24 protein-coding genes are annotated in these 26650 nt (G+C 63.8%); 13 read left to right on the forward strand and 11 right to left on the reverse strand.

All coding sequences use genetic code 11. From position 1 onward, the window contains the following. Positions 1 to 129 precede the first annotated feature (129 nt). Positions 130 to 957: a glycosyltransferase gene (locus BLV04_RS08635; protein ID WP_093030084.1), complete on the forward strand. Its 828-nt coding sequence runs from the start codon at positions 130 to 132 to the stop codon at positions 955 to 957. 51 nt (positions 958 to 1008) lie between these two features. Here BLV04_RS08635 and BLV04_RS08640 read toward each other — a convergent pair whose 3' ends face one another. Together BLV04_RS08640 and BLV04_RS08645 are read right to left on the reverse strand one after the other, a co-directional pair. Further along, a complete protein-coding gene (locus BLV04_RS08640) occupies positions 1009 to 1686 on the reverse strand; it encodes an FkbM family methyltransferase (protein ID WP_175534551.1) in 678 nt (225 codons plus the stop codon). A 301-nt stretch (positions 1687 to 1987) separates the two neighbouring features. Next, positions 1988 to 3214 carry a trypsin-like serine peptidase gene (locus tag BLV04_RS08645; protein WP_093030088.1) on the reverse strand — a complete coding sequence of 409 codons (1227 nt, stop codon included), beginning with the start codon at positions 3212 to 3214 and terminating at the stop codon, positions 1988 to 1990. A gap of 478 nt (positions 3215 to 3692) precedes the next feature. Between BLV04_RS08645 and BLV04_RS08650 the strand changes: the two genes are divergently transcribed. After that, positions 3693 to 6560, forward strand: coding sequence for a sulfotransferase (locus tag BLV04_RS08650; protein ID WP_093030090.1), 2868 nt, complete (start codon positions 3693 to 3695; stop codon positions 6558 to 6560). Here BLV04_RS08650 and BLV04_RS08655 read toward each other — a convergent pair. From BLV04_RS08655 to BLV04_RS26055, 3 genes are all read right to left on the reverse strand, one after another. After that, on the reverse strand, positions 6459 to 7025 hold the full coding sequence (locus BLV04_RS08655) for a D-sedoheptulose-7-phosphate isomerase (protein ID WP_093030344.1): 567 nt from the start codon (positions 7023 to 7025) through the stop codon (positions 6459 to 6461). The genes BLV04_RS08650 and BLV04_RS08655 overlap by 102 nt on opposite strands. Positions 7026 to 7113: 88 nt before the next feature. Next, entirely contained in the window at positions 7114 to 8094 is a 981-nt protein-coding gene (locus BLV04_RS08660) for a YkgJ family cysteine cluster protein (protein ID WP_245731805.1), read from the reverse strand. A gap of 177 nt (positions 8095 to 8271) precedes the next feature. Beyond that, the gene (locus BLV04_RS26055) at positions 8272 to 8481 is read right to left on the reverse strand and encodes an IPTL-CTERM sorting domain-containing protein (RefSeq protein ID WP_371828638.1); all 210 of its coding nucleotides are present in this window, start codon (positions 8479 to 8481) and stop codon (positions 8272 to 8274) included. Between BLV04_RS26055 and BLV04_RS25585 the strand changes: the two genes are divergently transcribed. Next, positions 8386 to 8595 (forward strand): hypothetical protein, encoded by a 210-nt coding sequence (locus BLV04_RS25585; protein WP_245731806.1) that lies wholly within the window; start codon positions 8386 to 8388, stop codon positions 8593 to 8595. The two genes, BLV04_RS26055 and BLV04_RS25585, sit on opposite strands and share 96 nt — an antisense overlap. A gap of 937 nt (positions 8596 to 9532) precedes the next feature. Here the strand turns inward: BLV04_RS25585 and aprA are convergent. Together aprA and aprB are read right to left on the reverse strand one after the other, a co-directional pair. Further along, positions 9533 to 11512: an adenylyl-sulfate reductase subunit alpha gene (gene aprA / locus BLV04_RS08680; protein WP_093030100.1), complete on the reverse strand. Its 1980-nt coding sequence runs from the start codon at positions 11510 to 11512 to the stop codon at positions 9533 to 9535. Positions 11513 to 11566: 54 nt separating this feature from the next. Further along, positions 11567 to 12034: an adenylyl-sulfate reductase subunit beta gene (gene aprB, locus BLV04_RS08685; RefSeq protein ID WP_093030102.1), complete on the reverse strand. Its 468-nt coding sequence runs from the start codon at positions 12032 to 12034 to the stop codon at positions 11567 to 11569. 337 nt (positions 12035 to 12371) lie between these two features. Here aprB and BLV04_RS08690 point away from each other — a divergent pair, with 337 nt between their 5' ends. Next, positions 12372 to 12788: a DUF423 domain-containing protein gene (locus BLV04_RS08690; RefSeq protein ID WP_093030104.1), complete on the forward strand. Its 417-nt coding sequence runs from the start codon at positions 12372 to 12374 to the stop codon at positions 12786 to 12788. 10 nt (positions 12789 to 12798) lie between these two features. Further along, a complete protein-coding gene (locus BLV04_RS08695; protein WP_093030105.1) occupies positions 12799 to 13530 on the forward strand; it encodes a 16S rRNA (uracil(1498)-N(3))-methyltransferase in 732 nt (243 codons plus the stop codon). Positions 13531 to 13544: 14 nt separating this feature from the next. On the opposite strand, the gene BLV04_RS08700 is transcribed toward BLV04_RS08695, so the two are convergent. Together BLV04_RS08700 and BLV04_RS08705 are read right to left on the reverse strand one after the other, a co-directional pair. Next, positions 13545 to 15983: a FimL-related protein gene (locus BLV04_RS08700; protein WP_093030107.1), complete on the reverse strand. Its 2439-nt coding sequence runs from the start codon at positions 15981 to 15983 to the stop codon at positions 13545 to 13547. Then, positions 15976 to 16467 carry a response regulator gene (locus BLV04_RS08705; RefSeq protein WP_093030109.1) on the reverse strand — a complete coding sequence of 164 codons (492 nt, stop codon included), beginning with the start codon at positions 16465 to 16467 and terminating at the stop codon, positions 15976 to 15978. The genes BLV04_RS08700 and BLV04_RS08705 overlap by 8 nt, the downstream gene beginning before the upstream one ends. A gap of 39 nt (positions 16468 to 16506) precedes the next feature. On the opposite strand from BLV04_RS08705, the gene gshB reads away from it, so the two are divergent. The 3 genes from gshB (at position 16507) to BLV04_RS08720 (ending at position 19781) form a co-directional block, all read left to right on the forward strand. Next, positions 16507 to 17463 (forward strand): glutathione synthase, encoded by a 957-nt coding sequence (gshB, locus tag BLV04_RS08710; protein WP_093030111.1) that lies wholly within the window; start codon positions 16507 to 16509, stop codon positions 17461 to 17463. A gap of 77 nt (positions 17464 to 17540) precedes the next feature. After that, on the forward strand, positions 17541 to 18638 hold the full coding sequence (locus BLV04_RS08715) for an FAD:protein FMN transferase (protein ID WP_093030113.1): 1098 nt from the start codon (positions 17541 to 17543) through the stop codon (positions 18636 to 18638). Between the two features lie 21 nt (positions 18639 to 18659). Further along, positions 18660 to 19781, forward strand: a complete 1122-nt coding sequence (locus tag BLV04_RS08720; protein ID WP_093030115.1) for a TonB family protein — start codon at positions 18660 to 18662, stop codon at positions 19779 to 19781. A gap of 316 nt (positions 19782 to 20097) precedes the next feature. Here the strand turns inward: BLV04_RS08720 and BLV04_RS25870 are convergent, their stop codons facing one another. Then, positions 20098 to 21336 (reverse strand): IPTL-CTERM sorting domain-containing protein, encoded by a 1239-nt coding sequence (locus tag BLV04_RS25870; protein WP_342721900.1) that lies wholly within the window; start codon positions 21334 to 21336, stop codon positions 20098 to 20100. 518 nt (positions 21337 to 21854) lie between these two features. Further along, a complete protein-coding gene (locus BLV04_RS08730) occupies positions 21855 to 22229 on the reverse strand; it encodes a hypothetical protein (protein ID WP_093030119.1) in 375 nt (124 codons plus the stop codon). A gap of 288 nt (positions 22230 to 22517) precedes the next feature. Between BLV04_RS08730 and BLV04_RS08735 the strand changes: the two genes are divergently transcribed. The 5 genes from BLV04_RS08735 (at position 22518) to BLV04_RS08755 (ending at position 26646) form a co-directional block, all read left to right on the forward strand. Continuing rightward, positions 22518 to 23081, forward strand: coding sequence for a YqgE/AlgH family protein (locus BLV04_RS08735; protein ID WP_093030121.1), 564 nt, complete (start codon positions 22518 to 22520; stop codon positions 23079 to 23081). Positions 23082 to 23129: 48 nt separating this feature from the next. Continuing rightward, on the forward strand, positions 23130 to 23549 hold the full coding sequence (gene ruvX / locus BLV04_RS08740; RefSeq protein WP_093030123.1) for a Holliday junction resolvase RuvX: 420 nt from the start codon (positions 23130 to 23132) through the stop codon (positions 23547 to 23549). A 202-nt stretch (positions 23550 to 23751) separates the two neighbouring features. After that, positions 23752 to 24351, forward strand: a complete 600-nt coding sequence (pyrR, locus tag BLV04_RS08745) for a bifunctional pyr operon transcriptional regulator/uracil phosphoribosyltransferase PyrR (protein WP_093030125.1) — start codon at positions 23752 to 23754, stop codon at positions 24349 to 24351. Then, entirely contained in the window at positions 24348 to 25355 is a 1008-nt protein-coding gene (locus tag BLV04_RS08750; RefSeq protein WP_093030127.1) for an aspartate carbamoyltransferase catalytic subunit, read from the forward strand. Before pyrR ends, BLV04_RS08750 begins: the two co-directional genes overlap by 4 nt. After that, positions 25348 to 26646, forward strand: coding sequence for a dihydroorotase (locus BLV04_RS08755; protein WP_175534554.1), 1299 nt, complete (start codon positions 25348 to 25350; stop codon positions 26644 to 26646). Before BLV04_RS08750 ends, BLV04_RS08755 begins: the two co-directional genes overlap by 8 nt. Positions 26647 to 26650: the final 4 nt, after the last annotated feature.

Raw genomic sequence — 26650 nt, forward strand, 5'->3', positions numbered from 1 at the left:
CGACAGTCGTTCATTCGTCGAAACGGTTGCACGGCGGCCTTATGCCGGCTGCGGCCGGCCACCCGAGAAGACGGCCCCCATAGGGTATAGTCTCGCAATGGATACACTCCCGCACGGACCAACGACCACATGCAGCAGAGCGCCTTGGCCATCTTGGCAACATTCAACGAGGAGCGATTCATTCGCGCCTGCCTCGAGAACCTGATTCGGCAAGGCTTCGAGGTCTACCTTATCGACAACGAGTCGACGGATCGCACGCTGGATGTCGCACGAGAGTATGTCGGGCATGGGCTGATTCATATCGAGTCGCTGGCGCGCCACGGAATCTATAGTTGGGAGCGCATCCTTCAGCGTAAGGTCGAGATTGCGCGGGACTGCGAGCACGACTGGGTGATGCATGTGGATGCCGATGAAATTCGGCTTCCGCCTCCAGACTTCGGGACAATCCGCGAGGCTATTGAAAGGGTTGATTCGGAGGGTTACAACGCGATCAATTTCGTGGAGTTCTGCTTCGTCCCGACACGCGAGGCGCCCGATCACGAGCATCCCGATTTCCAGAAGACGATGCGTTGGTATTATCCGCTGCGTCCGTGCATGCATCATCGCCTCAACCTTTGGAAGCGCGGGGATGCGCAGGTCGATTTGACCAGCGCCGGAGGTCATCGAGTCAGTTTCCCCGGACTACACGTCTGGCCGGCCGATTTTCCGATGCGCCATTACCTGTTTCTGAGCGCCGCGCATGCGAAGGCCAAATGGGTCGATCGCATCTACGACCCCGAGGAGCTCAAACGCGGATGGCATCGCTCGCGGGCGGAGCTGCGAGCCACCGACATCGCCCTCCAGAGCTGCCGAGAGCTTCGGCTCTATCGCTCGGATGCGGAGCTGGATGCCTCCGATCCGCTGTCGAGCCACCCGGTGCTCACCCGTCACACCGACACCGAGCCGCGTGAGGTGTGAGGCCACCCACGGAACCGCAATTTAACCTCGCCGAGGCGACAACGCCGCAGATTATCCGCGTTGCCCGGTGCTCCCTCGACTCGGATTGATGAGCAGGAGCGTCATCGGCGATGTCGGCTCGCAACGGAAGCCCGGCGTGGCCGTCGCAACCGCCTCGGAGCAGCCCGCTTTGAATCGGTCGTGCGTCTCGATGAAGATGGCTCCGACGCGGTCGATCCAAGCCGCGCAGTGCTCGAAGACCTCTTTCTCAGCCCCTTCGATATCGACCTTGAGCACGTCGATCTCCGGGACAGCGAATCGCGACATGAGCGTCTCGATTCGGAGAGCCGGGATCGGCCGATCGGCGACAGCGGAACCCGTTCCGGGCTCGACCGAGTGAACAGACGACGCCCAGTGCCCCTCCGGTCGACGGCGGAGCGTCAACTCGGCATCTTCGAACCAGAGCGCAGCATGGACGGGGTGAATTCGGCCGTGGGATCCGACGTTCTTCATCAAGAGCCTGAAATTCTCCGGATCCGGCTCGACGGCGATAATCTTCGCAGCGGGGTATTTTTCGGCGAAGTAGATGGCTGACAATCCGGTATAAGCACCGGCATCGAGGATGACCCGAGGCTCGAACGGCAAGGCCGCAGCATAGTCCTCTTGACGGAAAACACTGAACCAAACCAGGGGGTCGGTGCTGTTGAGTCGAAGGTAATGTTTTCGCCCGCGATACTCGATGGAGACCAAGCTTCGGTCTCCCCATCGCTCGCGCCAAAGCAACCATCTCGCTCGGCGCGAGCCGAAAACCGAGACGATCTTCCTAAGCTGGCGGCGGGTTCGTTTCGTCGATCCAGGCACGCATGTTCAACCGAAAAGGGCCGCGGCGGAGCCCCGAGCCTTCGCTCGCGGCTGCGTGGCGCCTCCAGCGGAGACGCCGCCCCCCGAAGAGAGCGGCGACGGTTCGATCTCGCATTGAGCTGAACGCCAAGCGCCCTGCACCTTGCATACACCGGACATCAGGTCGGAGAGCTCACGTTCGGAGACGTACTTATTGTTCGTCAAAGCAGAGCTTGAAGATATCCGAGGCATCTTGAGTATCCGAAGGCGAGTTCAGGAATTGCGGCGAACCCATTTCCTCCCAGAAGACGCCCACGGTTGCTGTCGGGGGACTGCTGCAACCTGCTCGACACCGGCGATGACTGTTTACCCCGTTGATGTAGGGACCGTTCCGGGCACCCGCGGGATCGGTCACGATCGAATTATCGGTATCGGGATACTCGGTGGAGGGGTGACGCCAACTCAGGAACCACCCTCCCCCGCTCGACCCGCCTGTTAGATCGCTGCCGATATACTTCGATTTTTGCCCTCCCGACCCCATGTCGACTTCATACCACTCAGTCGAAGCAACCTGTTGAATGGTCTTGCCATCGAAGGGAGCGCCCTGTGGATATCCGAATTGGACGACCGGCTGAGACGAGGAAAAATTATACGCTGTTCCCGCCCATCCGGTTCGTGCGCCGATCGGGCCGTTAAACTGATCGCCGGTCGGATTGGTCACGAGGCACGCAAAATCGTAGTCGACATCGGCCGACAGAAAATATGCTTCACTGGTTGCGCCGCCTCGGACACCCCAGCACCCGGTTCCGGACATTGGCCCGCTCTGGCTGTAGCCCGGACAGAATCGAAAGTTTGTCGCCCAAGCGCCATCGCCCGTGCTGATGCAGTGTCCGGCTGTCGCGATGACGTTGCTCCCGATGACGCTTGCGGAACAAACGTAGTTCGAGCTGCCGATCGAGAAAAATAACTTTCCGTGAATCGATCTCGGCCAGGTGTCGTAACGTCCCTGCATGGTCCAGCGTTGAAAAGGCCCGTAAGGTCCGTCTTTCGGGTTCGTCGGAGCCGCCCCGTAGGTCTGCAGCAGGATATCTTGAGTCTCGAGATCCATGTTCAGCAGTTCGCCGTCGCCCTGCAAGGGAGGAGGCTCACCGCTCCCCGGAGACCAACCCGGCACGAGAATCGGCGACCCCGCAGGAATGTCCGCCTCTTGGGCAGGTCGGCTAAGCTGCTCTTCGGATACAACAGCCCCCGGCAGGGGCCTTGGCTGGGCATTCTGCATGCGCTCGGGCGTCCAGTACTCGTGAACATCGCCCGCTTGAGTCTTTTGTTGCTCCGGCGGCATGGATACGGGCCCAGGAGCGGGATCGCCCCGGCCCTGAGACAGACCGACAGGACTCACGGTCAACAGCACGACCGCCATGCTCAGGAATCTCAACATCCTAATCTCCGTGTCGAATGCCTAATTCGTACAAACATTCACCCTACCGGATCCTTCCCGGCAGGCGCGCCCAAGCAGGAGCTTGCCCCTACAGCATGAGCATAACGAGAAGCGACCGGTCAGACCGGCCGCTCCGCGCAGATTATCGCTTGATGTTTTGATATGGCGCATCTTTATCGAAAAAAGCGCGTGTCGCTGGATCATGCCCGAGCGCCGGGAACATGTCGTCTCCCATACGACACCGCGATCGGCTATCGGCTATCGGCTATCGGCTATCGGCTCCGATTGGGGTTAAAATCAGGACGCTTGTTTAAATACCGGGGTGCAAAGGTCTGTGCTCGGCGGTGGGGCTCGGAGCCTTGCGATCCGCGAACGGGCAAACGCAACGTACGCCGAGGTCGTCAGCAGCGGGGGATCCTCGCAGCAAAACCTGTGGGGGTGCGGAATCAAGGCGTCGCGAACCGCTTCAGTGAATTGTATGGTGACGAACGTCGAAATCGAGCCCCCTGTGGCCATCGGAGGGGTGGGCGGGAGCGGAACGCGCCTTATCGCCGAGCTATTGATTCGGCTAGGGTTTTCCCTCGGCAGCGATCTCAACGAATCGTTGGATAATCTTTGGTTCACGCTCTTGTTTAAACGTCTCGGGATCCTGAGATGCCCTGACTCCGAATTTCAGACCTGCGTCGATCTCTTCCTACGGCGCATGCAGGGATGCACGGAGCTCGACACGACCGACCAGACGTTCCTGAAGCAACTCGCACTGACGGATCGACTGCAACACGATTCGCTGTGGCTCAAAGAGCGCGTCGCGTCCTTCTGCAACCCACCGTCCGATGCCGTCCGCACTGGTCGATGGGGTTGGAAAGAACCCAACACCCATGTCGTCTCGGCGCGCTTGATGCGGTCGATACCGACGCTCAAGTACATCCACGTCGTCCGCAGCGGACTGGATATGGCCTATAGCCAAAACCAGAACCAGCTTCGCCTCTGGGGTCCGAGGTTCTTGGGTATTGACCCGGTACCGATCGACCCAAGGCACTCACTGAAGTATTGGTGCCGTGTGCATGAACACCTCCTCGCGGTCTTCGAATGCTTCCCGGGCCGATGCCTCCTGCTCAACTTCGACCGACTCTGCGAGGATCCGCGCAGGCATCTCGACGGGATGCTCACCTTCCTCGATGTCGATCCGAGCCGGGCGCGCATCGACGAGTTGGCGCTGCTGATTCACCCGCCGGCCTCGATCGGACGTTATCGAGATTTCGACACCTCCCTACTCGATCCGCAGGACATCGGAACCGTGGCCAAGCTTGGTTTCCCGACCGAGACCGAGACCGCAACGTTGCGCGCTGTCGACGATCCGTACAACGCCCCTACCGCGGCGCCACGACGCCACAGAACGGCCATTGTCGTCCTGGGCATGCATCGGAGCGGCACGTCGGCCTTCACTCGGGTTGCCGGATTACTCGGCGGAACTCTCCCCGGAGACTTGATGCCGCCGGTGCCCGACAACAATGAGGCAGGCTTCTGGGAGTCGATGGGGATCTATCGCCTGAACGACACCCTGCTTCGCTGCGCGGGCTCGCGCTGGGACGACTGGCGCGAGCTGTCGTTCGACTGGGCACGTCTTCAAGTATCCGATGGATTTAAGCGGCGGGCGACCGAAGCGGTAAATCGAGCATTCGGCTCACGAGACCTCATCCTCGTCAAGGATCCAAGAATCTGCCGGATCTTCCCATTCTGGCAAAAGACGTTCCAGGACATGGCGATGGATGTCGTGTGCCTGCTCCCGGTGCGCAACCCGCTCGAGGTCGCTGCATCGCTGAGCAGGCGCGACGGTTTTGATCCGGCGAAATCCTATCTCTTGTGGTTGAGACACACGCTTGATGCCGAGGCTGCAACACGCGGCTCCCGTAGATCCATCGTCACCTTCGACCATCTCATGTCGGACTGGCGAGACTGCGCAACGCGGATTGAGCAGCACCTGGGGATAACCTGGCCGCGAGCTGCCGGGCAAGAAGCGATTCAAGAGATCGACCGGTTTCTGCAGGAGCGTTTGAGACACAATCGTGCATCCGCAAAAGACCTAGACGAGGACACGAGTGTGCCGCGATGGGTCAAGCAGACCTTCTCATCGCTTCTCGAGCTCGTCGATCAACCCGATTCCGCGGACGCACAATGTGCGCTTGACCATGTCAGAGAAGAGCTGCGGCAGGCTGATCGGGCCATCGGACCCATCTTTCAGCTTGAGGCGATTGCCGGAAAACGCCTCGCTCGCACCGTCGGCACCATAACAACGAGCCTTGAGCGGCAAAAGGCGCGTGTCAAGGAGCTGGAATGCGGATTGGCCCGACATCGGTCGCAGACGAATGAGCTCCGCTCGGCATTTCTCGCTCTTGAGAATCACGCAAGCGAACGTGAACATGAGTTCCGCTCGGAAACTCTCGTTCTCAAGAATCGAATCGCCGAGCTTGCAGCGAAGCTTGCTGGAAGCCAACGCCTTGCCGACGACCTACGGGCAGACATCGCAGAACGAACCGATCGACTGGGACAGCAGCGCGACCAGGCTGCGTTTCGACTCTATGCGCTTCAGACCAGTGAGACCTGGCAGCTTGCACGCTATCTCTTTGCAGCCGAGCAACGGTTTCCAGCGACCTTCAGCCGGCTTTTGGCGATCCCTAAAATGATCTCGTGGACACTGATGATGCGCCTTCGCAGCCGCCTTCGATTGCGTGCCGAGATACAGCAAATCGAGGCGTCCGGACTCTTCGACGAGGCGTGGTACGTCAGGACCTATCCAGAGATGCTGGCGAGCGGATATCGTGCACCGATTCACTGGTCTCTGATTGGCTGGCGGAAGGGGTTCTGCCCAAACCCGCTCTTCGACACGGCTTGGTACCTTGAGCATAACCCGGATGTTCATGAAGCAGGAATCGATCCGCTGCTCCACTACGTCAGTCGTGGCGCACTTGAGGGACGCAACCCTCACCAACACTTTTCGTCGCGCTGGTACCTCGAACGGAATCCGGACGTCGCGCAATCGGGGATCAACCCCTTAACACATTTTCTCCGAACGGGTTGGGGTGAAGGCCGTAACCCTAACCCGTTCTTCGACGTGACCGGCTATCTGTGGAGCCATCCCGACGTCGCCGCCGCCAACCTGAACCCGCTCGTCCATTACCTTCTCCATCGCCGGAGCGACGGTCGCGACTCGCAACCGTCGGGGAGCTCGGCGTCCGATAATCACTCAGCAGACCGTCGCCTCGACGGCTTCGCACAAAAAATGCCCGAGCACCAGGTGAATCTCCTGGATTCTGGGCGTCTCGCGGGACGGGACGGAAAGCAATAGATCCACCGGCGCGACAAGATCGGCATGGGGTGCGCCAGTCAGGAGCACGCTGAGCACCCGACGCTCGGCTGCGGTCTCGAGAACCCGGACGATATTGGGCGACCGTCCGCTGGTGGACAGTGCCCAGAGCACGTCGCCCGGCCGAGCTAGGGCTGCGAGCGGGCGCGAGAAGATCTCATCGAAGGAGAAATCATTCGCGACGGCGGTCAAGGCGCTGGTGTCGAAGCCCAAGGCAACGGCCGGGATCGGACGGCGTGTCTTGTTGAGGAAGGGACCGATCAGCTCGCCGCTGAGGTGGGTGGCCTCGCCGGCGCTGCCGCCGTTGCCGCAGATGAAGAGTGTGCCGCCGTTGCGGATGGACTCGGCAGTGCGCACCGCGGCATCGACCGTGGCGGCAAGCAAATCGGCGTCACCCCGGACGGCCTCGACGAGCGCTGCGGTGACGCCGAGCCGGTCGGCGAGCATGGCTGAAAGGTCTTGATGTGAAAGCTGCGCGGCCAAACGCGTTTCGGGCTGCTGTCGATCGCTCATAGGTGTCTGGGCTCGGTCATTTTTAGGCACGGTATCCGTCGCCGCCTTCAGTGTATTTTTGATCGTCCGCGGCCATGCTGCGCTCGATCTCCATCTGCTTGCGGGCATCCCAGACCTCTTTGCGCTGGGCGACGCGTCGATCCCAGGCGTCGGCGAACTCTTGGACGATCCGCTCGCCGAACAGAACCTGCCGGAGGAAGCGGAAGGCGAAATCCAACAGCGCCTCGTCGCCCTGCTTCACCTCGGCGTAGAACTCAGCGGGGAGTTGATAGGTGCTGCGAAAATTCCCGCTCAGGACGAAACGACGACAGGTGTCGATGTCGTAGGAGGCCATGAAGAAGAGTTGAAGACTGGCCCGGGGCGGCCGCCCGACACTCGGTCCGGCGGACTTCTTCTTGAGCACCAACCGGTACCACTCGCGATTACGCGCGTCGTATTCTTCACAGCCTTGCTCCACGCGGTAGTCGGCAATGCTGATCTCGCGCGGCTCCGCGTGGCCCTTGCAGTGCGCTTCCTTCACCAGCGAATAACGCTCTTTGGCCTCGGGGGAGTCCTTCTCGCGCAGTGCGAGCAATGCGACCGGGTAGTAACGACAGACGGTAGGGCGATCGCTGTAGACACCGCAGCCATTGTCGCCGTCGAGCTGCAGACAGGTCCCGGTCTCGTCGGTCCTGAGCTTGACCCCGGGCATGCCGTCGCCGTCCATCTGGAATGGCACCGTATATTGACGGATGAATTCGGTCGAGGACATGCCCAAACGACGCTTCAAGCGCAGGATGTCGTAGGGGGCCAAGGTAATGTCGGCCTGACGACAACAGGTGTTGAAGCAGGAAATGCCTTGGTAGCAGCGGAATTGGATCTTGCTGTCGGCCCGCATCGCCTCGGGCATGACTGCGCCGTGAAAGGGGATATAGGGTTTGGTGTCGTTCATCGTGGCTGCGGGCCGTTGCTTTGCCCATCCGCCATGACGGGACAGGTTGGACGAGAGACGATTGGCAGGCATCGTTTCGTCCATCTTACCGGCGCGGGCCGCCAATGTCGCGGGCTGCGATCCAAGTGATACACCGTCCCGGTCGGGGTGTGCTGCGTCGAGTGGTTTCTTCGGCGCGATCGGACCTCGCAACCCAAAACCGCCGGCCACGAGGGACCGGCGGTTGTCGGGCCAAAGGACGACGGCGGCTCAGCGACGGCGGCGTTGCTGCCATCCAGCGAGGAGAGCGAGTAGGCCCGTCATCGTCAAGAGTCCGTAGGCGCTCATGGTCGGAATAGCCGTCGGTTGCGGCGGCGGGGCATCTTGAAACTCGATATCGACGGCACCGATGTCCGGGTTATAGCTCGCGGTAAAGGTAACCGTCTGCGCGACTGTACTAACGACCGTAAAGCTCGCGATACCGCTAGCGTCGGTCGTTGCCGGATTCGGCGTGTCGATCGTCACATTCCGCCCGGCCGCTCCGGCGCCACCGGCACGATTGTTGTCCTGAAAAAGGCTTTAGATCGAGCGTGATCCACCGCCGGCACCACCGAGGGCCGAGCCGAGGTTACCTGCGGCAGTCACCAATGGGTTCGTAATGGAGGCTCCGCCGGCCCCACCACCGTTGCCTCCGGCACCGCCGGCACCCGAGTCACTGTCCAGGCCGGTCTCGCCATTCACGGCGTTGCCCCGGCGATGGTCGTGGTTCCGACGGACCCAGCCCCTCCGCCGACGCCCCCGGCCGGCATCCCGCAGCTGGGATTCCCGGTGCCGCCGAACCCGCCTTGCGCCAAGATCTGGCCAGTGAAGCCGACAATCGTCGAGTCGCCGCCGACACCTCCGGTTGCGCCGGTCGCTGCCGTGCCGCCGGTGCCCACGGTCACGGCGAGATTAGCGCCAGGCGTGACCGCAATTTCGGCGGACGCGTAGCCTCCGCCTCCGCCGCCGGCTCGAGCGACTTGGAGCGAGAGAGCCGTTGGCTCGGTCGACCCTCCACCTGCGCCGCCCCCCCCCAGGCCTCGACCGTGATCTTGGAAACAGCGTCAGGGACAGCGAATGAGTCCGACGCGTTGAATATTTGCTCGCCGCCGAATGCGACACCCGAGAGTAAGATGAGTGGCGAGCAGAGCGTAACAGCGGCCCAGCGCGAGCTTGATCGAGATCTTATTGTCGATGTCTTTTCTTGTTGTTCCCGAATAATCAAACGGCCGAAACACTGCCCCGAAGGCGTTACAGCGGCCAGGAGCGTCATCATGGTGCTGGAGCCGCCGGCGAGGATAGCGAATAACTGCACTGCCGACCAGGATTACGGGCGAGACATACTTGTCCCCGCGACGATGCCGAAGAAGAGCCGGACCTGATCGAGCGGGCCGCGGCCCGGCAAGCCGAATACCGACACAAAAAAACCGGACGCCTTGCAGCGTCCGGTCAATGGCGAGCCGACTCGGGGCCCGAGGCCCGGTTGGCTTCGTTATTTGAACAGTTTGCTCTTATCAACTAGATCGACGTGGGCGCGCTTGAAGCAGGTCCAGGTCTTGGTCTCTTTGTCATAGACCGAGTTGACGAAGCATTTCCAGTTCTCCTCGTCTACAAAATTGTAATCCATCCGATAGTAGAAGCCGGGGTAGCGGCTCTCCTCGCGGAACTGGATGTGTTTCATGTGGGCCTCGGCCGTGAGGATGCGGTGGTAGTTCTCCCAGGCCCGCAGCAGCTCGTGCAGGTCCTTGGCGCGCATCTTCAGCGCATCTTCCTTGAGCATTTCCAGCTTCAGCTCCGCCACTTCCATCATCTTGGCGTTGGTCTGATACAGGGTCGAGATACCGGCCACATACTCGTCCATGATCTTCTGCAGACGGAACTGCAGCATCTTGGGCGTGATGTAGTGCGGGTTGACGTCGATCGCGGTGGCGTAGTCCTTGTTCTCCAGGAAGTTGCGGACCGGACGGTAGATCGCATCGACCAGATCGGCTACCGAATCGGCCAACTCGGGCTGGTAATCCTTGTGATCCATGCAGTACTTGACCATAGCCTTGGCCGCAATCCGCCCTTCGGCATGGGAGCCGGAGGAGAACTTGTGACCGGAGGCGCCCACGCCGTCGGCCGCGGTGAAGAGACCCTTGACGGTCGTCATTGAGCGGTAGCCCCAGCTCCAGCCGAACGGCAGGTGAGTTGGGACCTTGTCGGCGTCGGCATGCTCTTCCGAGGTCGGTGCGCCCAGATCGGTCGGACCCGAGACCCAGAGACCGCAGCAGCCCGAATGCGAGCCGAGCAGGTAGGGCTCGGTCGGCATCAACTCGGAGTTCTTCCTCTCCGGCTCGATGTTTTCGCCCGCCCAGACACCGGCTTGACCAATGCACATGTCGAGAAAGTCTTCCCAAGCCTCGGCTTCGAGGCGCTTGATCTCCTTGGGCGTCATGGTCTCGGCCAGCTTGCCGAGCGCGTTGACGGTGTCCATGTAGATCGGGCCGCGGCCTTCACGCAACTCCTTCATCATCAGGTGGTTGCGCAGGCAGGATGCCGGCACCTTAGCCTGACCATAGGGCGGGAAATCGTCCAGGAGCGCCTTGTTGGTATCCATGTAGCTCTCGCCGAAGGCGTTGGTCGCCCGGGCCTTGAACAACAGGAACCAGGCGCCGACCGGGCCGTAACCGTCCTTGAAGCGGATAGGCACGAAGCGGTTTTCCATCATGGTCAGCTCGGCGCCGGCCTCCGCAGCCATCGCGTAGGTCGAGCCGGCATTCCACACCGGGTACCAAGCGCGGCCAATGCCTTCACCGACCGAGCGCGGACGGAAGATGTTCACGCAGCCACCGGCGACCAAGAGGCACGCCTTGAGCTTGTAGATATAGATCTTGTGCTCGCGCACCGAGAAGCCGATCGCACCGGCGATGCGGTTGCAGTCGTTCTTGTCGTTGACCAGCTTGACGATGAAGACGTGCTCCTGGATACGCTCCGTACCCAGCGCCTTCTTGGCGGCCTCGGCGACGATCCACTTGTAGGACTCGCCGTTGATCATGATCTGCCACTTGCCCGAGCGCACCGGCTTGCCGCCTTCGACCAAGGGCTTGCCTTCGTCGCCGTGCTGCTTCCAGATCGGCAGGCCCCATTCCTCGAAGAGGTGCACGGAGTCGTCGACGTGACGGCCCAGGTCGTAGGTCAGGTCGTCGCGGGTGATACCCATCAGGTCGTTGGAGACCATGCGGGCATAGTCGGCCGGATCCTGCTCGCCGAGATAGGTGTTGATTGCCGAGAGGCCCTGGGCCACGGCGCCGGAGCGGTCCAGGGCGGCCTTGTCAACGAGCTTGACCTTCAGGTCATAGCCTTGCTTCTTCGCCTGATCGAGCCAGGGGCCGATCTCGTAAGCCGCACCGCACGCACCCATGCCGCCGCCGATGATGAGGATGTCGACCTCTTCCTCAACGATCTCCGGGTTTCCGAATTCACCAGCCATTTGCATTGCCTTAGAGGTCTTTCGATCTTATGGTTCGCTGTCCGGCCGAGCGGCTTACTTGCGGATCAGCTCGCCGGGATCGCCCGCCTTCTGGACGTCGCCGAGCGTGAAGAAGCCCGGCGCGCCGATCTTGGCGATGTCGGCCTCGGGCTTGGAGCCATAGGGATCGATGGAGCCTTCCGGGGTGGTGCGAATGGGGAATTTGAACCGTTTCATGTTGCCGTTTCGGAACTTGATGGTCCACATGATTGAGTCGGTACCGCGCAGGGGCTGCACGGATGCGCCCATCGGGACAACGTCGGCATAGTGACGACATTCGATGGCCTGCTGGGGGCAGATCTTCACGCAGGAGTAGCACTCCCAGCACTGCTCCGGCTCTTGGTTGAACGCCTTCATGGCGTGGCCGGTCTCGGAGCCGTCTTGGTCCAGCTTCATCAGGTCGTGGGGGCAGATGTACATGCAGGCGGCCTTGTCTTGACCTTTGCAGCCATCGCACTTATCTGTCCTGACGAAAGCCGGCATGATGCTCGATCTCCCAACGTCTCGATTGCATTGGTGGCCGCCCTTCACGGTGACAGGGTAGGCGGCGCGGCGGTTTCGGAAGATGCTCCTATTCCGAAACGCCTCATATTTCGGTTGGTCGACCCTCGGCATCCCGTCGCTTATCACCTGCCCGGCACAACCTTTATCGGGGGGGCGGGAAATTTCCGGTCGGCTCGGTCGACATGGTGAGGCGAGGGTAGAGACTGCCCCCCTCGTGGTCAAAACAGAAATTTGGCCTGCTTTCATAAATCTGCCTTATTAGGTAATTCTGATGACCCCTGGATCGGCAGAGAAAAGCATCGGCAGAGAAAAGCAGATGAATCGGCCACGCTTTTGGTTGACGAGCGGCGCGGCCTGCGGGTTCGTCACGGTCGCATTGGGGGCCTTCGGGGCACACGGCCTACGCGACATGGTGAGTGCGGAGCGACTTGCGAACTGGGCCACCGCAACGGACTATTTGGGCCTGCACGCGATTGCGATCCTGGCGTGCGGGCTGTGGCTGCTGCAGCGGCCGGATGATCGGCTCGTCCATCGGGCCGCCGGCGCCTTCCTGGTCGGCATCCTGCTATTCAGCGGCAGTCTCTTCGCGCTCGTGCTGACGGATCAGCGTGTCATCGGCATGATCACCCCGATCGGCGGCCTGCTCCTCCTTGCAGGCTGGGCGCTGCTCGTCGCCGGTGCCCGGGGTGTCCGGGTGCGCAGCCCCGCGGATTCGCGGCACGGAGCGGATTGACGTCTTGCCGATGAGAATTCCGCGCATCTATGTCGATTTGCCGCTGGAGCCCGGCGCGGCCCTCGAGCTGCCGCCGGCTCAAACCCGTTACCTCACCCAGGTCCTGCGTCTGCCTCCCGATGCGCCCTTGGTGTTGTTCAACGGCGACGGATGTGACTATCCGGGGCAGCTCACCCGAGCCGACCGCGGCGGGTCGAGTGTCCGAGTCGGCACGCCCGAAGCGGCGGAGCCGACTGCGCCGCTGGACATCCATCTCGCGCTCGGCGTCTCCAAAGGCGAGCGGATGGACTACGCACTGCAGAAGTCCGTCGAGCTCGGCGTCGGTCGCATCACGCCGCTGTTCACCGAGCGCAGTCAAGTGCATCTGAGCGGGCCGCGACTCGAGCGGCGTCTGGATCACTGGCGCGGCATCCTCATCGGGGCCTGCGAGCAATCGGGCCGGCGACGGCTTACGCATCTCGCCCCTGCCGCAACCTACTCGGATTGGCTGAGCAACCACGTGGGCGGCGGACTGCTGCTCGATCCGGAGGGCGCTCGGCCCTTGACCGCGCTGCCTGCTCCGGGCGCGACCATCACCTTACTGATCGGCCCGGAAGGCGGGCTTAGCCCGCGCGAACGCGCGAGTGCACGGGCTCGGGGTTTCGAGGCGGTGCGACTGGGGCCGCGGATCCTGCGGACCGAGACGGCTCCGCTTGCCGCCATCGCCGTTATCCAAGCGCTCTGGGGGGATCTCGGCGGCTAGAGCAGGCGCGACCGTCAATCCGCCAACTCCAGATTCCGCTTGAGCAGGGCGTCCAAGACGGCCTCGAGGAGTTTCGCTTGTCGCGCCCGCGTCTCGTCCGACGCCTGTCGATCGGCGATCAATCCGCGCCTGACGCTCTCCAGATCATCGAGGATCTCGCCCACGCGACCGCAAAAATCGCGCTGGCCGACGGCCTTGCCCATGTCGTCGCCGCCTTCGCCGGGCGGCCCGCCTCGCGGATGTGGCGCGCTCGCAAGGCGATCGACGAGGTCGCGCAGACGCGCCAGCCCAAGGTCGAGGGCGTCCAAGCCCGAGACCAGTTGCGCATGGGTGATATCCAACGCTTCGCGACACCGCGCGATCTCGGCAATCTGCTCCACCAAGGATGCGGCAGCCGGGATCGGATCCGCCTCCGCCGTGAACGGTGCCGTCGCGGCGAACGCTGGATCGGCCGCGGGCGCCGTCGCCGGGTCGAGGAGCGCGGAGAACGCCCTGCCGAGCTCCTCGCCGAGGGTCTGCTCCGAGCGTCCGAGCGCCTCGTCCGAGGCCGCAGGCGCGTCGGCTGCCCCGGTTTCGGGAGACTCGTCCGCATCGGGCAGCACCCAATCGCCCGGCGTCTCCGGCGCAGCCTCGAAGGTATCGAGCAGATCCTCGATGGGGATCTGCATGGCGTCATCCGTCACCGCCAAACCATCCAAGGGGACCAATGCGGACAAGCCGTCGACCTCGAGGTCCGTGTCCTTCGCCGCCTCGGCGATCCGCTCGGCGCGCGCAACCAGCACCGCGACGACGCCGGAGCGATCCTCTGTCCCGCCGTGCACCAGCTCGGGAAGCCGATCCAGCACCTCGGCAATAAAGCTCGTTGCGGCCGGATCACGTGTCGGCTGCGCCGTCACCCGGACCAGGAGCCCCTCGACCGCCTCGGCGACCTCAGCAACCCGCCGGGCACCCACGAGCAGACCGCTGCCCTTGATGACGGAGAAATTGCGCTTCAGTCCGGTCACGGCCGATGCATCTCGCGGGTCGAGCGACCAACGGGCCAGCCGGACCCGCGCGGAGGCCAACTCCTCGTCGATCTCCTCGAGAAAGATCTCCATGAGCTCCGGAGCGATCGCCTCCTCCGCGAGGGTCGGGGTCGGCGGGAAACTCGGCACGTCCGAGGGTGTGCCGTTCGGCGGCGCGGGCGGCATGGACTGAGCAGACGTCTGCTCGATCGCGCGCGCGAGCGTAATCAATGCCTGCTCGGCGCACCCCGTCGGCGCCGGAGCCGCGCGCCCTGCGGCCAGGCCGGCGCGGATCTCTCGTCCCAAACAGGCCAGCGCATCGACCAACGGCTCGCGACCGACATCGAACGAGCGCGCATCGGGGACAGTGTTGCGACGCACCCAGTCTACGCAGGCTGTCGCGAGATCGGCATCATCGGCCCGCCCGAGCAGGCGCAGTACGCCCGCGATGCGGGCAAGCATTGCCCCGACCGCATCCGAGCGCATCGACACATCCTCGTCCCTCCGGGTGCCGAACAGCAGCTCGGTCACCCCGAGAAGCTCGCGATCCAGCTCGCGCAAGGCGGCGATTGCCAGCTCGGCCGGATCCATCCCGGGACCGAGGTAAGGCGCTTCGGCGACGACGCCTTCATCCACCCAAGCCTGCAGGATCGACTCCAACGCAAGCAGGTCGGCGGCTAGAGCCTCAAGACGGGTCGACTGCTCGACCGAGCCGGCCGATACGAGCGCCTTCACCTGGTCGGCGATCGCGGCCAGACGCGGCGCAAGTCCACAGGCATCGGTCGGATCCAGGACACCGACGCCCTCGTGCAGTGCTGCATAGGCGGCATCGAGCGCCGCCGGATCAACGAAAGCGCCGCGGTCGATGCGCTCGAGCAGATCCTCGAAGGCGACGAACTCCGCAAGTCTCCCGCCGGTGCGATCGACGTCATCCTCTCGGGAGGGCGCCGGTCGATCGCCGTGCGGGCGCTGCGCCGACCCGATTGCCTCGGACGATCGGTAGACTGCTGCCAGATCGACCACCCGTCGATCTCCCGGTTCCAAGCCCCCCAGCACATCCAAAAGCCGATCGATCAGCGCTCGGGCCTCGACCTCCGGCCACAGGGGCGGCTGCTGGGCAAGTGGCTTCAAGACCCGATCGAGCTGCCCCATCAAAGAGCGCGTGCCCGCATCGCAGCCCAGTCGCCCGTCACGCAGTGCTGCCGCGAAGATCTCGGCCAGACCGAAGAGATCGGCCAGAACACCGCCGCCCAGACCGGCATTCACCTTTCGAAACAGCACCTCGAGGCGCGTCATTCCGCGCGGATCCGTTGCGTTTCGATACCAGTCGACCAGGCCGAGATGAAACCTGGGGCGCACACGCCGCATGACCTCGGAAAGCGTCCGCAGACTTGTCGTCGCGCGTGTTGCAGTCCCGTCCCGACCGAGCGGTGCACGCGGATCATCCATCGGCGAGTGCCCCGGCGATGGCCTGCAACAGCTCCTCGGCGGTGAATGGCTTCGACAGGCAGGACCGCGCGCCGGCCAGACGGGCACGGACGCGCGCGTACAGCCCACCGTGCTCCGAGAGGATCACCACCGACAGTGCGCCGAACCCAGGGTGTCGCTTGGCAAGCGCGCACGTCTGGAAGCCATCCAGCCGCGCCAGCCGACTTTCGAGGAGCAGCAGATCGGGCTTGACCTTGTCCAGCATCCCAAGTGCTTCGAAGCCGTCGACCGCCACCGCCACGGGGTAACCTCGATCGCGCAGCAGCTTGGCGGCGAAGCGACGTGCCGCCGGACTGTCGGCGGCCAGCAGGATACGGGCATTGCTCCGAGCGGCGCCCGCAGCAAGCGGCACCATCGGCGACACATCCGGCGCCGGAGCGAACACCGGATCGGACGGCGGGTCCGACTTGAGCGGGTCGACGGGAGCCGGCAATGTCGTCGTCATCCCTGACAATCTCCCGGCCACTGAAGTAAACTCATCGGCATGTCTATCGATCTCGGCGTCGTGATGGATCCGATCGGATCCATCAACATCAAGAAGGACAGTACCTTCGCCATGTTGTTGGCCGCGCAGAGGCGCGGCTGGCCGCTGTGGTACATGGAGGTCGCGGATCTGTCGCTGCGCGACGGCCGCACCCTGGCGCGGATGCGCCCGCTCGAGGTCACGGACGATCCGACGGGTTGGTATCGTCTCGGGGCCGAGATGGAGCGCCCGCTCGACGAGCTGAAGGCGGTGCTGATGCGCAAGGACCCGCCGTTCGACATCGAATATATCTTCACGACCTATCTCCTCGAGCAAGCCCGCGCGGCCGGCTGTCTGGTCGTCAATCACCCGCGCAGTCTGCGCGACGCCAATGAAAAGGTCTTCACCGCGGCCTTCCCTCAGTGTACACCGCCCACCCTGATTACGCGCCGCGCCGGGGCGATTCGGGACTTCCATCGCGAGCACGGCGACATCATCCTCAAGCCGCTCGACGGCATGGGCGGGGCCTCGGTGTTTCGCGTGCGCGCGGACGACCCGAACCTGAGCGTCATCATCGAGGCCCTCACGCTGCACGGCCGACGTTTCTGCATGGCCCAGCGCTTCATCCCCGAGATCCGCGACGGCGATAAACGCATCCTGATGGTTGACGGCGAGCCCGCGCCCTATTGCCTTGCACGCATCCCGGCACCGGGCGAGACCCGCGGCAACCTCGCCGCCGGGGCCTCCGCCGAGGCGCGCCCCTTGACCGAGCGGGATCGCTGGATCGCCGCACAGGTCGGCCCGGAGTTACGGGCCCGTGAGATCCTCTTCGCCGGTCTGGACGTGATCGGGGACTACCTGACCGAGGTCAACGTCACTAGCCCGACCTGTATCCGCGAGATCGACGCCGCCTACGGAACCGACATTGCGGGGGATCTGATGGACGCGATTCAGGCCAGAGCCATGCGTCGCATCTGAGACCTTGCCCACCGCTCACCCGGCCCGCTCGGCCTCGCGAGCGAGCGCGACCGGCAACCCTTTTCCCGGAGGTGTCCGTGCTGTATTCATCCTCCCGCCCCGGCCGGCTTCGGCGCGCGCCGCTTCTGTATGCGATGGCCGCCATCCTCTTCGGACTCGCCGCTTGCGGACAAGAGACCCCGGTGACCACCATTCGCTTCGACGCCTTCGGAGGCCAGGTCGACCTGAGCCTGGTCAACGTCGACCGACAACAGGCACAACAGGCGGCCTCCCTGGTCCAGCAGGACTTCGCCTTTCTGCAGGACGCATGGCATTCCTGGCAGCCCGGCCCGATGGGTCGGGTCAATCAGCTGCTGCTGACCGAGGAACCCTTCGTGGCCCCCCCCTCGACCATGCCGTTGGTGCGTCTGAGCAAGGAGCTCGAGGCAAAAAGCGGCGGGCTCTTCAATCCCGCCATCGGCTATTTGATGGATCTCTGGGGGTTCCATGCCGACGCGGTGCGCAGCCGCCCGCCGCCGCCCGAACAGCAAATCAAGCGATTGGTCGCGGCCGCGCCCGGGATGAGCCAGATCGATATCGAGGGGCTCGAGCTGCACGGCCACAATCCGGCCATCAAGCTGGATTTCGACAGCATCGCCAAGAGCCATGCCCTGGATCTCGCGATCGAGCACCTGCGCGAGCTCGGGATCAAGAGCGCGCTGGTGCAGGCCGGCGGCGAGGTCCGCGTGATCGGCGATCGCAGCGGCCAGCCCTGGCGGATCACGATTCGCCGACCCAGCGGGTCGGGTGTACTCGCTATCGTCCCGATGCGCGGCGACGAGAGCCTCGTCACCAAGGCCGACTACGACCGGAACTTCGTGTTCAAGGGCGAGACCTATCATGCGATCATCGATCCGCGAACCGGCTCGCCCGCGCGCGGCACCCGCTCGGTGACCGTCCTGCATCGGGATGCGGCCACTGCGGCTGCGGCGGCCACGGCCATGTTCGTGGCGGGGCCGACCGATTGGGAAACGGTAGCGCGCGCGATGGACATCCGCTATGTCCTTCTCGTCGATGCCGAAGGCACCCTGCATATGAACGAAGCGATGGCCGATCGGATCGAATTGGTCGACAGTGATACTCCGGTCGCGCCGAGGATGCAGTCGAGCGCGGTGCCCGGGGCGACTGACCTTTGATCCCGATTTCGATCCACATCCATGCCCATCCGCTCGCCCGATCCGGAGATTCCACGCGGGCTCATCGCTAGCCCCGGTCACGACCCCTCGCGAGCGACCTTCCTGACGGCCCTGTTGGCCGCATCACTGCTGCATGCCGGTGCGATCGCCCTCGTCTCCTTCGGGCCACCCCCGCCCGAGGCCGGCACCGTCGCGGAGTCGGCGCTGGAGATCCTCATCCTGCGCGACGCCGGTCCGAGTGCTGCAGCCGTGGCCCCGGACGCGGCCCTCTCTCGGCTCGACCGCTCGGGCGTATCGTCCAGCGGCAATGCGGTCTACGACGATCCGGTGGCGATCGTCTCGGAAGACATCGAAGCAACAGAGCCTCCGACGCCCATACCCGAGACGCGGACGGAGTCGGTCGAGGAGACGCCTCTCAACGCAGAGCCCGAGGCCAGCCTGAAGACATCGGTCGATCGGGACGCGCCCGTCGCCGAGCCGGACCCGAGCGCTTTCGATACAGCCGCCGTCGACCCGCCTCGCGAGCCGATCGGTATGGAGACGCTTGTTCCGGAGCCGAAAGAGACAGTCGAGCCGTCTCCTCCGGAGCTCGCGACGATTGCGCGATTGGAGCCTCCACCCGAACCCGCGCCCGAGGCCAAACCCGAGCCACACCCTGCTCCCGACCCGATGGTCGCGCGGGAGACGCCGGTCGACGCGGCTGCGATCCTCGCGAGTCGGGGCAAGGAAATCGATCGACTCACGGCCAACCTCCAGGCCAAGACCGCCGCCTACGCGAGCAGGGTCAGACGCAAATCGGTGAGTGCGAGCACGCGGGAATTTCGCTACGCCAGCTATCTCGGCGCCTGGGCGCGCAAAGTGGAGCGCATCGGCAACCTCAACTATCCGCAAGCGGCCCGGGATCAACGCATGTTCGGCAGCCTGATCCTGCATGTCGCCGTGCGCTCCGACGGCAGTGTCGAGCAGATCCGGGTCGTACGCTCCTCGGGTTACGACCTGCTCGACGAGGCGGCCGTGCGAATCGTGGAGCTGGCGGCGCCCTACGCGCCATTCCCGCCCGACATCGCCGCGGAGACGGACGTGCTCGACATCGTGCGGACGTGGCAGTTTTTGCGCCGCGGCGGGTTGGGGTGGGAGCAGTGAGCGAAGGCTGTGCGACCGAACGCTTTTGGGCAAAGCATCAATCGGACCTCCCAAGGAAGGATCTAAACCGCAACGAAGGGTTTTAAGGTGATTCCGAAAACACTTAGACCCGCCGTAAGTCGGGCTTTAGCCCGACGAGAACGGCGTAGGATGGCGGTACCGCCGAGTCGGACTCAAGTCCGACCCACGCTGCGTCGGGGCCAAGATTTACCGGAAATGGCTTAATGCTCAGGGGATCCGAATCACCGACTGAGACTAGGCAGAAAAAACCGCCGATTCCTTGCGGAACCGGCGGCGTGTCTACGGACGGAGACGATTAGCCGCGTCGACGCCGCTGATGCCAGCCGGCAAGCAGACCGAGCAGACCGGTCATTGCGAAGAGGCCGTAGGCGCTCATGGTCGGGATGGCGGTCCCGACAGGCGGGGGCAGAGCCTGGAAGACCACGACCACACCGTCGCCGATATCGGCAATGGCGGCCGGTGCGAAGCCGTTCACGGGCGGCGGCTGATCCGGGTCGGTGTAGGCGACCGCGCTGTAGGTGACACTCTCGACGACCGTGTTGGTGACGGTGAATGTCGCAACGCCGTCGATCAAGGGCGCCGTAGCGGTGGCGCCGACCATGGGCGCAAACGCCCCGGTTGTTGTCGGCGCAAGGAGCGGGGTAATCACGGTCGTCGCGCTATCCGCCCCCAAGACAACCGAGCCGGAGAGCGGATTCTCGTCGCCGTCAACGACCGTAACCGCGATCGTCGCCGAGGACGAGCCATCGGCAGGCACGTTGACCGGACCCGGCCCGCCGCCGACGGTGATGCCGGAGAGTGCCGGATCGGGATCGGAGACCGTGAAGGCCAAGGTGACCCGACCGGCGGCGCCCGCACCGCCCGTTCGGGAACCCCCGGATTGGGAAGTGCGAGATCCGCTGCCCGCGCCGCCTGGCGCGCTGCCTGCATTGCCGTTACTGGTTCCACCGGTGTCGGAAATCGCGGCACCGCCTGCCCCGCCGCCGGCATCGGCGCCTTTACCGCCGGCGCCCGAGCTGATACCAAATCCGGTGGCACCCGCTGTTCCATTCGCCCCGTTCGCAGTGGAGTCGCCGATGTTTGCTGATCCACCGGCGCCACCTGTGGGTGTTGGACCACCGCTGACGTTGCGGATACCGCCTGCCCCGCCTTTGGCCAGGATCTCATCCTGATAACCATCGATCGTCGAGTCCCCGCCGTTCGCGCCGTTCGCCGCACTGGATCCGGCCCCGCCGGCCCCGACGATCACGTTCAACGTCTCACCGGGCGTAACCGCAATTGCGGACTGCGCAAACCCACCACCACCACCACCGCCGCCGCCTCTTGCCGAAGCTATCGAGGCGTTGCCCGAGCCCCCGCCGGCGCCCCCGCCGCCCCAGGCTCCGACGGTGACCTCGAATACATTCGCAGGAACCGTACAGGGTCCCGCTGCGGCGACACCAACTGCGCAGTCGGCAGACAGCGCCGCGCCGGGTATCAAGAACGACGGCGCAAACAGCAACCCGGTCAAAGGAAGGGCTAAACGAGTTCGCATGATCAATGTCTCCCTGTTACGTAAACGAGCGCATGACACTGTCAAATTCTTCAATCCAAGGGCCGCGCCAACCGACAGTGTCGTTTATTTTTCTACCCGGCTGATGCCTCGGAATCGCCGGGAATTTCGCCTAGCGATACTCGGCCTAACTCGCTCCAAGCCTTACAAACGGCCAATCACTTCATCAGACCATCAATTCAGTTGATCAATCGGAGGTCCAACTCGCGCACCGTCTGCCCCGCGCCCGCAATAACGCGCGGGACGCGTAGCCCACGTTAAGCCGGGCGCCTCGGCGTGAGCACGTCTGCTAACCCATCGAAACCAATCGATTCGGTCGCCATGCGACAACCGAGGCTCGATGTAGCAGGGGCGCGATGTAGCAGACATGCGACGTTGCACATTCGCCGCGAAGTTTAGACGACACCCACAAGAATTTCAACGTAAAGAAAGATGAACATGCCCCATCTCAAGGGACGGCGAGAAGCTATGATTCCCGAATGCCCCACTCACCTGCAACATCACAGCAACTTGCCTGCGGCGATGATTAAGGCGGAGATCGTGGAGATGAAGCCGATCAACCACAGAAAATGGCGGTCGTTGCGTTTAATCAACTCGTCGAATCGACGGTCGACCTGCTCGAAGCGCTTGTCGACCTGCTCGAAGCGCTTTTCGACTTGATCGAAGCGCTTGTCGACTTGCTCAAAGCGTCTCTCGACCTGATCGAAACCCCGGCGCATTAGCTCGCGCTGATGATTAAGCTCCTCCTCGACCCTCGCCATGCGCTCGCGCAGCTCGATCTCATACACCGCGGGCGGCTTGCCGAGCGAGACCTCGACGAGCCACTCGCCGAGGTGCTCCTTGATGAACGCGATGTCTTCTTTGGCCAGTGCCATGAACCGAGCCTCCTCGGGGCTTAAACCGCGCCAGCTCCAACAATCGTCGAGTCGGCCGGGGCCGATCCCATCCAAAAACATCACATACGGCGCTGGGCGCGGTTTAACGCCCCACCGACACGCCGGGAAGTGCGCGTACGCTCGCCGGAGAACGCCGACATTTCCTGCAAACCGCGGACGTTCGAGCCACGGAACACGCGTCGTCGAGCGACTCTATCCCAGGCACGCAAGTGCCGCAAACAGATGCTCGGGCTTGCTTGAGATCTCCCCGACCGGGATACTAATACCATGTCCTTCAGCACCTCGCTCACCAACCATTTCCTGATCGCGATGCCGGGTCTTCAGGATCCGAATTTCTCGCGAACGGTGACCTATGTCTGCGAGCACACGGATCAGGGCGCTATGGGCATCGTGATCAACCGCCCGCTCGACGTCAGGCTCGGCGAGCTGTTGGACCAGCTCGAGATCGTCGCGTTGCGCCCGAGCGTCGAGCAGATCCCGGTCTATCAAGGTGGACCGGTCCAGACCGACCGGGGTTTCGTGCTGCACACGTCCGGACCGACCTTCGACTCGACCCTGAGCATCACATCGGATATCAGCGTCACCACCTCGCGCGACGTGCTCGAGGCCATTGCCTCCGGCGAAGGCCCTGAGCACACCTTGGTCGCCTTGGGTTATGCCGGCTGGGGCAGCGGTCAGTTGGAGCAGGAGATGAGTGCGAATTCCTGGCTGAGCGGTCCGGCCAGTCACGAGATCATCTTTCGGATGGACCCGAGTGCGCGCTGGCTCGCCGCGGCACAACTGCTGGGGGTCGACCTCAACCTGCTCAGCGGCGAAGCCGGACACGCGTAAGCCGTGTCTTGACGGGCATTCACCGGATCGATCTCGTTCGAGCATCGCATGACCACCCTACTGGGTTTCGACTTCGGTCCGCGCAAGATCGGTATCGCGGTCGGCCAGACCATCACCCGCTCGGCTACACCCTTGGTTACGCTGCGCAGCCGCAACGACAAGCCGGATTGGGCCGGTATCGCCGCCTTGGTGCGCGAGTGGCAACCCGAGGCATTCGTCTTGGGGCTGCCCTTCAACATGGACGACACCGAAGTCGATTGGTCCGCTCAGGTCCATCGGTTCGGGCGCCAGCTCGAAGGACGTTTCCGCCTCGCGGTGCATCTCATCGACGAGCGCCTGACCTCGATCGAAGCGCGACGACAGCTCGCGGAGACGCCGGGCGGACGCTCCGCCGACCGAGACGCCGTCGATGCGGTTGCGGCGGCCTTGATCCTGGAGACCTGGCTATGCGAGCACGGCACCGCGTAGGTTTGGGGGAAAGGAACGACCGGCCTGTAGGTGCGAATTTATTCGCACGGCCCGGGCGGTGGCGTTGCCGAGCGCCTCGCGGGGAAACCGGCAAATGGGCGAATAAATTCGCACCTACAGCCTCTCGGTTCTTCCAGGCATGCACAGTCGGAATGATGTTTCCAGGAAATCATCTCAAAGTATCCAACCCGAGCATTCGTCAGTGATCAATTCCGAGATCTGGAAAGACAGCGCCGAGATCGACGGCATCATCGGTCGGATGGCCGACGAGCTGCGGTCTCTGATCGCCGCACGCGCCATCGAGTCCCCGCTGATGATCGGCATCCATACCGGCGGGGTCTGGGTTGCGGATCGACTGCACGAGGCGCTCGAGCTGGTCGAGCCGCTCGGTCATCTGGACATCTCCTTCTACCGCGACGACTTCACCCGCATCGGGATGCATCCGCAGGTGCGCCCTTCGTATCTGCCGGTCGGGATCGACGACCGCCATCTGATCCTGGTGGACGATGTCCTGCAGAGCGGCCGCACCATCCGCGCCGCCCTGAATGTCTTGTTCGACTACGGCCGGCCGGCCTCGGTTATCCTGGTCACCCTCTCCGAGCGCGACGGGCGCGAGCTGCCGATCGAGCCGAACGTTGTCGGCCTGCATGCCAAGCTCGAGGCGGGCGAGCAGATCAAGCTCAGCGGACCACACCCGCTCGTTCTGCTGCGCGGGCAGAGCGCGAAGAAATCGGCGTCGAAGGCCAACAAGGCACCCGTGGATCCCCCTGCTTCAGCCGCCAAGGACGAGGTTCGCCGATGAAGACAGGGAACCCGCAGCTCGACGGCCAGGGCAACCTGAAGCACTTTCTGACGATCGAGGGGTTGAGCCGAGCCCTTTTGGTCGAGCTCCTGGACCGCGCCGAAGGCTTCCTCGGGGTGACACAGCAAGCGGTCAAGAAGGTCCCGCTGTGCCGCGGCAAGGTCGTCGCAAACCTCTTCTTCGAGACCAGCACCCGCACCCGAACGACCTTCGAGCTGGCCGCCAAACGGCTCTCGGCGGACGTGCTCAACCTCAACATCTCCACCTCCGCCACCGCCAAGGGCGAAACCCTGCTCGATACCTTGCGCAACCTCGAGGCGATGCAGGTCGACATGTTCGTGGTGCGCCACGCCTCGAGCGGTGCAGCCCATTTCATCGCGGCCCATGCTGCACCGCACGTGAGCGTCATCAATGCCGGGGACGGGCGCTATTCCCATCCCACCCAGGGCATGTTGGACATGTTCACCATCCGCCGCCACAAGGGGGATTTCGCGAACCTTCGGGTGGCCATCGTCGGCGATATCCTGCACTCGCGTGTGGCGCGCTCCCAGATCCTCGCACTCAATACCTTGGGTACGGCCGAGGTGCGGGTCATCGGCCCGCGCACCCTGATTCCGGCTTTCGCGGAAGAGGCGCTCGGCGTGCGGGTCTTTCACGATCTGCGCGAGGGGATCCGCGATGTCGACGTCATCATCATGCTGCGCCTGCAACGCGAGCGCATGACCAACGCGCTCCTGCCGAGCGAGCATGAATACTTTCATCTGTACGGCCTCACCGAGGAGCGTCTCGCCGCGGCCGATCCCGAGGCCATCGTGATGCATCCCGGGCCCATCAATCGCGGGGTCGAGATCGAGTCACAGGTCGCCGACGGTCCCCGTTCGGTGATCCTAGAGCAGGTCACCAACGGGATCGCGATCCGCATGGCGGTCATGTCCATGTGCATCGGCACCCAGAACATCGCCATGCAGGCAGACATCAAGACGGATGGTGAGCCCAATGGCTGAGGTCGAGCGCATCAGCATTCGTGGCGGGCGCCTGATCGACCCGGCCAACCGGATCGATCGAGAGGTCGACCTGCATCTTGCCGACGGGCGTGTGCTCGCGATCGGCGAGGCACCTACCGGATTCGAACCGGAGCGCGTTCTCGATGCGCGGGGATTGATCGTCTGCCCCGGTTTCGTGGACCTCAGCGCCCGGCTGCGCGAGCCCGGTCTGGAGCAGAAGGCGACGATCGCGAGCGAGAGTCGGGCGGCCGCCGCATCCGGGATCACGACCCTCTGTTGCCCGCCCGACACCTCGCCGGTCATCGATACCCCGGCCGTCGCACAGCTGATTCAGCAGACCGCACAGCGGCTCGGCTTCGCGCGCGTCGTACCGGCCGGCGCCATGACCCGAGACCTCGACGGCAAACAGATCACCGAGATGGCCGCACTCAAGCTCGCCGGCTGCCCGGTGCTGAGCCAGGCCGATCGGCCGATTCGCAGCGCCCAGGTGCAGCGACGCGCGATGGAGTACGCCGCCACCTTCGGATTGACGCTGTTTCTGCATCCGCAGGACCCGGATCTGACCAGCGGCGGCTGTGCACACGAAGGCCGCATGAGCGCCCGCCTAGGGCTTCCCGGCATCCCGGAGGCCGCCGAGACGGTCGCTGTCGCCCGCGACCTCGCATTGGCCGGCCAGACCGGCGCACGCATCCATTTTCGCGGTCTCTCCACCGCACGGGCGACCGTGATGTTGGCCGCGGCGCGCGGCCGCGGGGTGCAGGCGAGCGGCGACGTCGCCATCCACCAACTCTTCCTCACCGAAGACGACCTGGACGGCTTCGACGCCAACTGTCACCTGGTACCGCCCCTGCGCACCCGGGCGGACCGCGATGCCCTGCGTCATGCGCTCGCAGCCGGCGAGATCGGGGCCATCTGCTCGGACCACCAGCCGCACGATGCCGATGCCAAATTGCTTCCCTTCCCCGAGACCGCGCCCGGCATCTCGGGACTCGAGACCCTGCTGCCGCTCGCGCTGCGTCTGGTCACCGAAGGCGTGCTCGACCTGCCCGGCGTCGTCGCCCGACTCACCGTCGGTCCCGCCGAGATCTTGGGTCTGGACCTGGGGCATCTCTCGCCCGGGGCGACCGCGGACGTCTGTCTCTTCGATCCGAATGACTGCTGGATCCCGACGCCGGAGACACTCCTGAGTCACGGCGAGAACAGTCCCTTTCTGCATGCGCAGATGCACGGGCGCGTCATGGCCACGGTGCTGGATGGACACATCGTCTTCGAGCGGATGAACGATCGCTGATCAA

It is taken from the genome of Thiocapsa roseopersicina, assembly GCF_900106925.1.
GTDB classification, from domain to species: domain Bacteria; phylum Pseudomonadota; class Gammaproteobacteria; order Chromatiales; family Chromatiaceae; genus Thiocapsa; species Thiocapsa roseopersicina.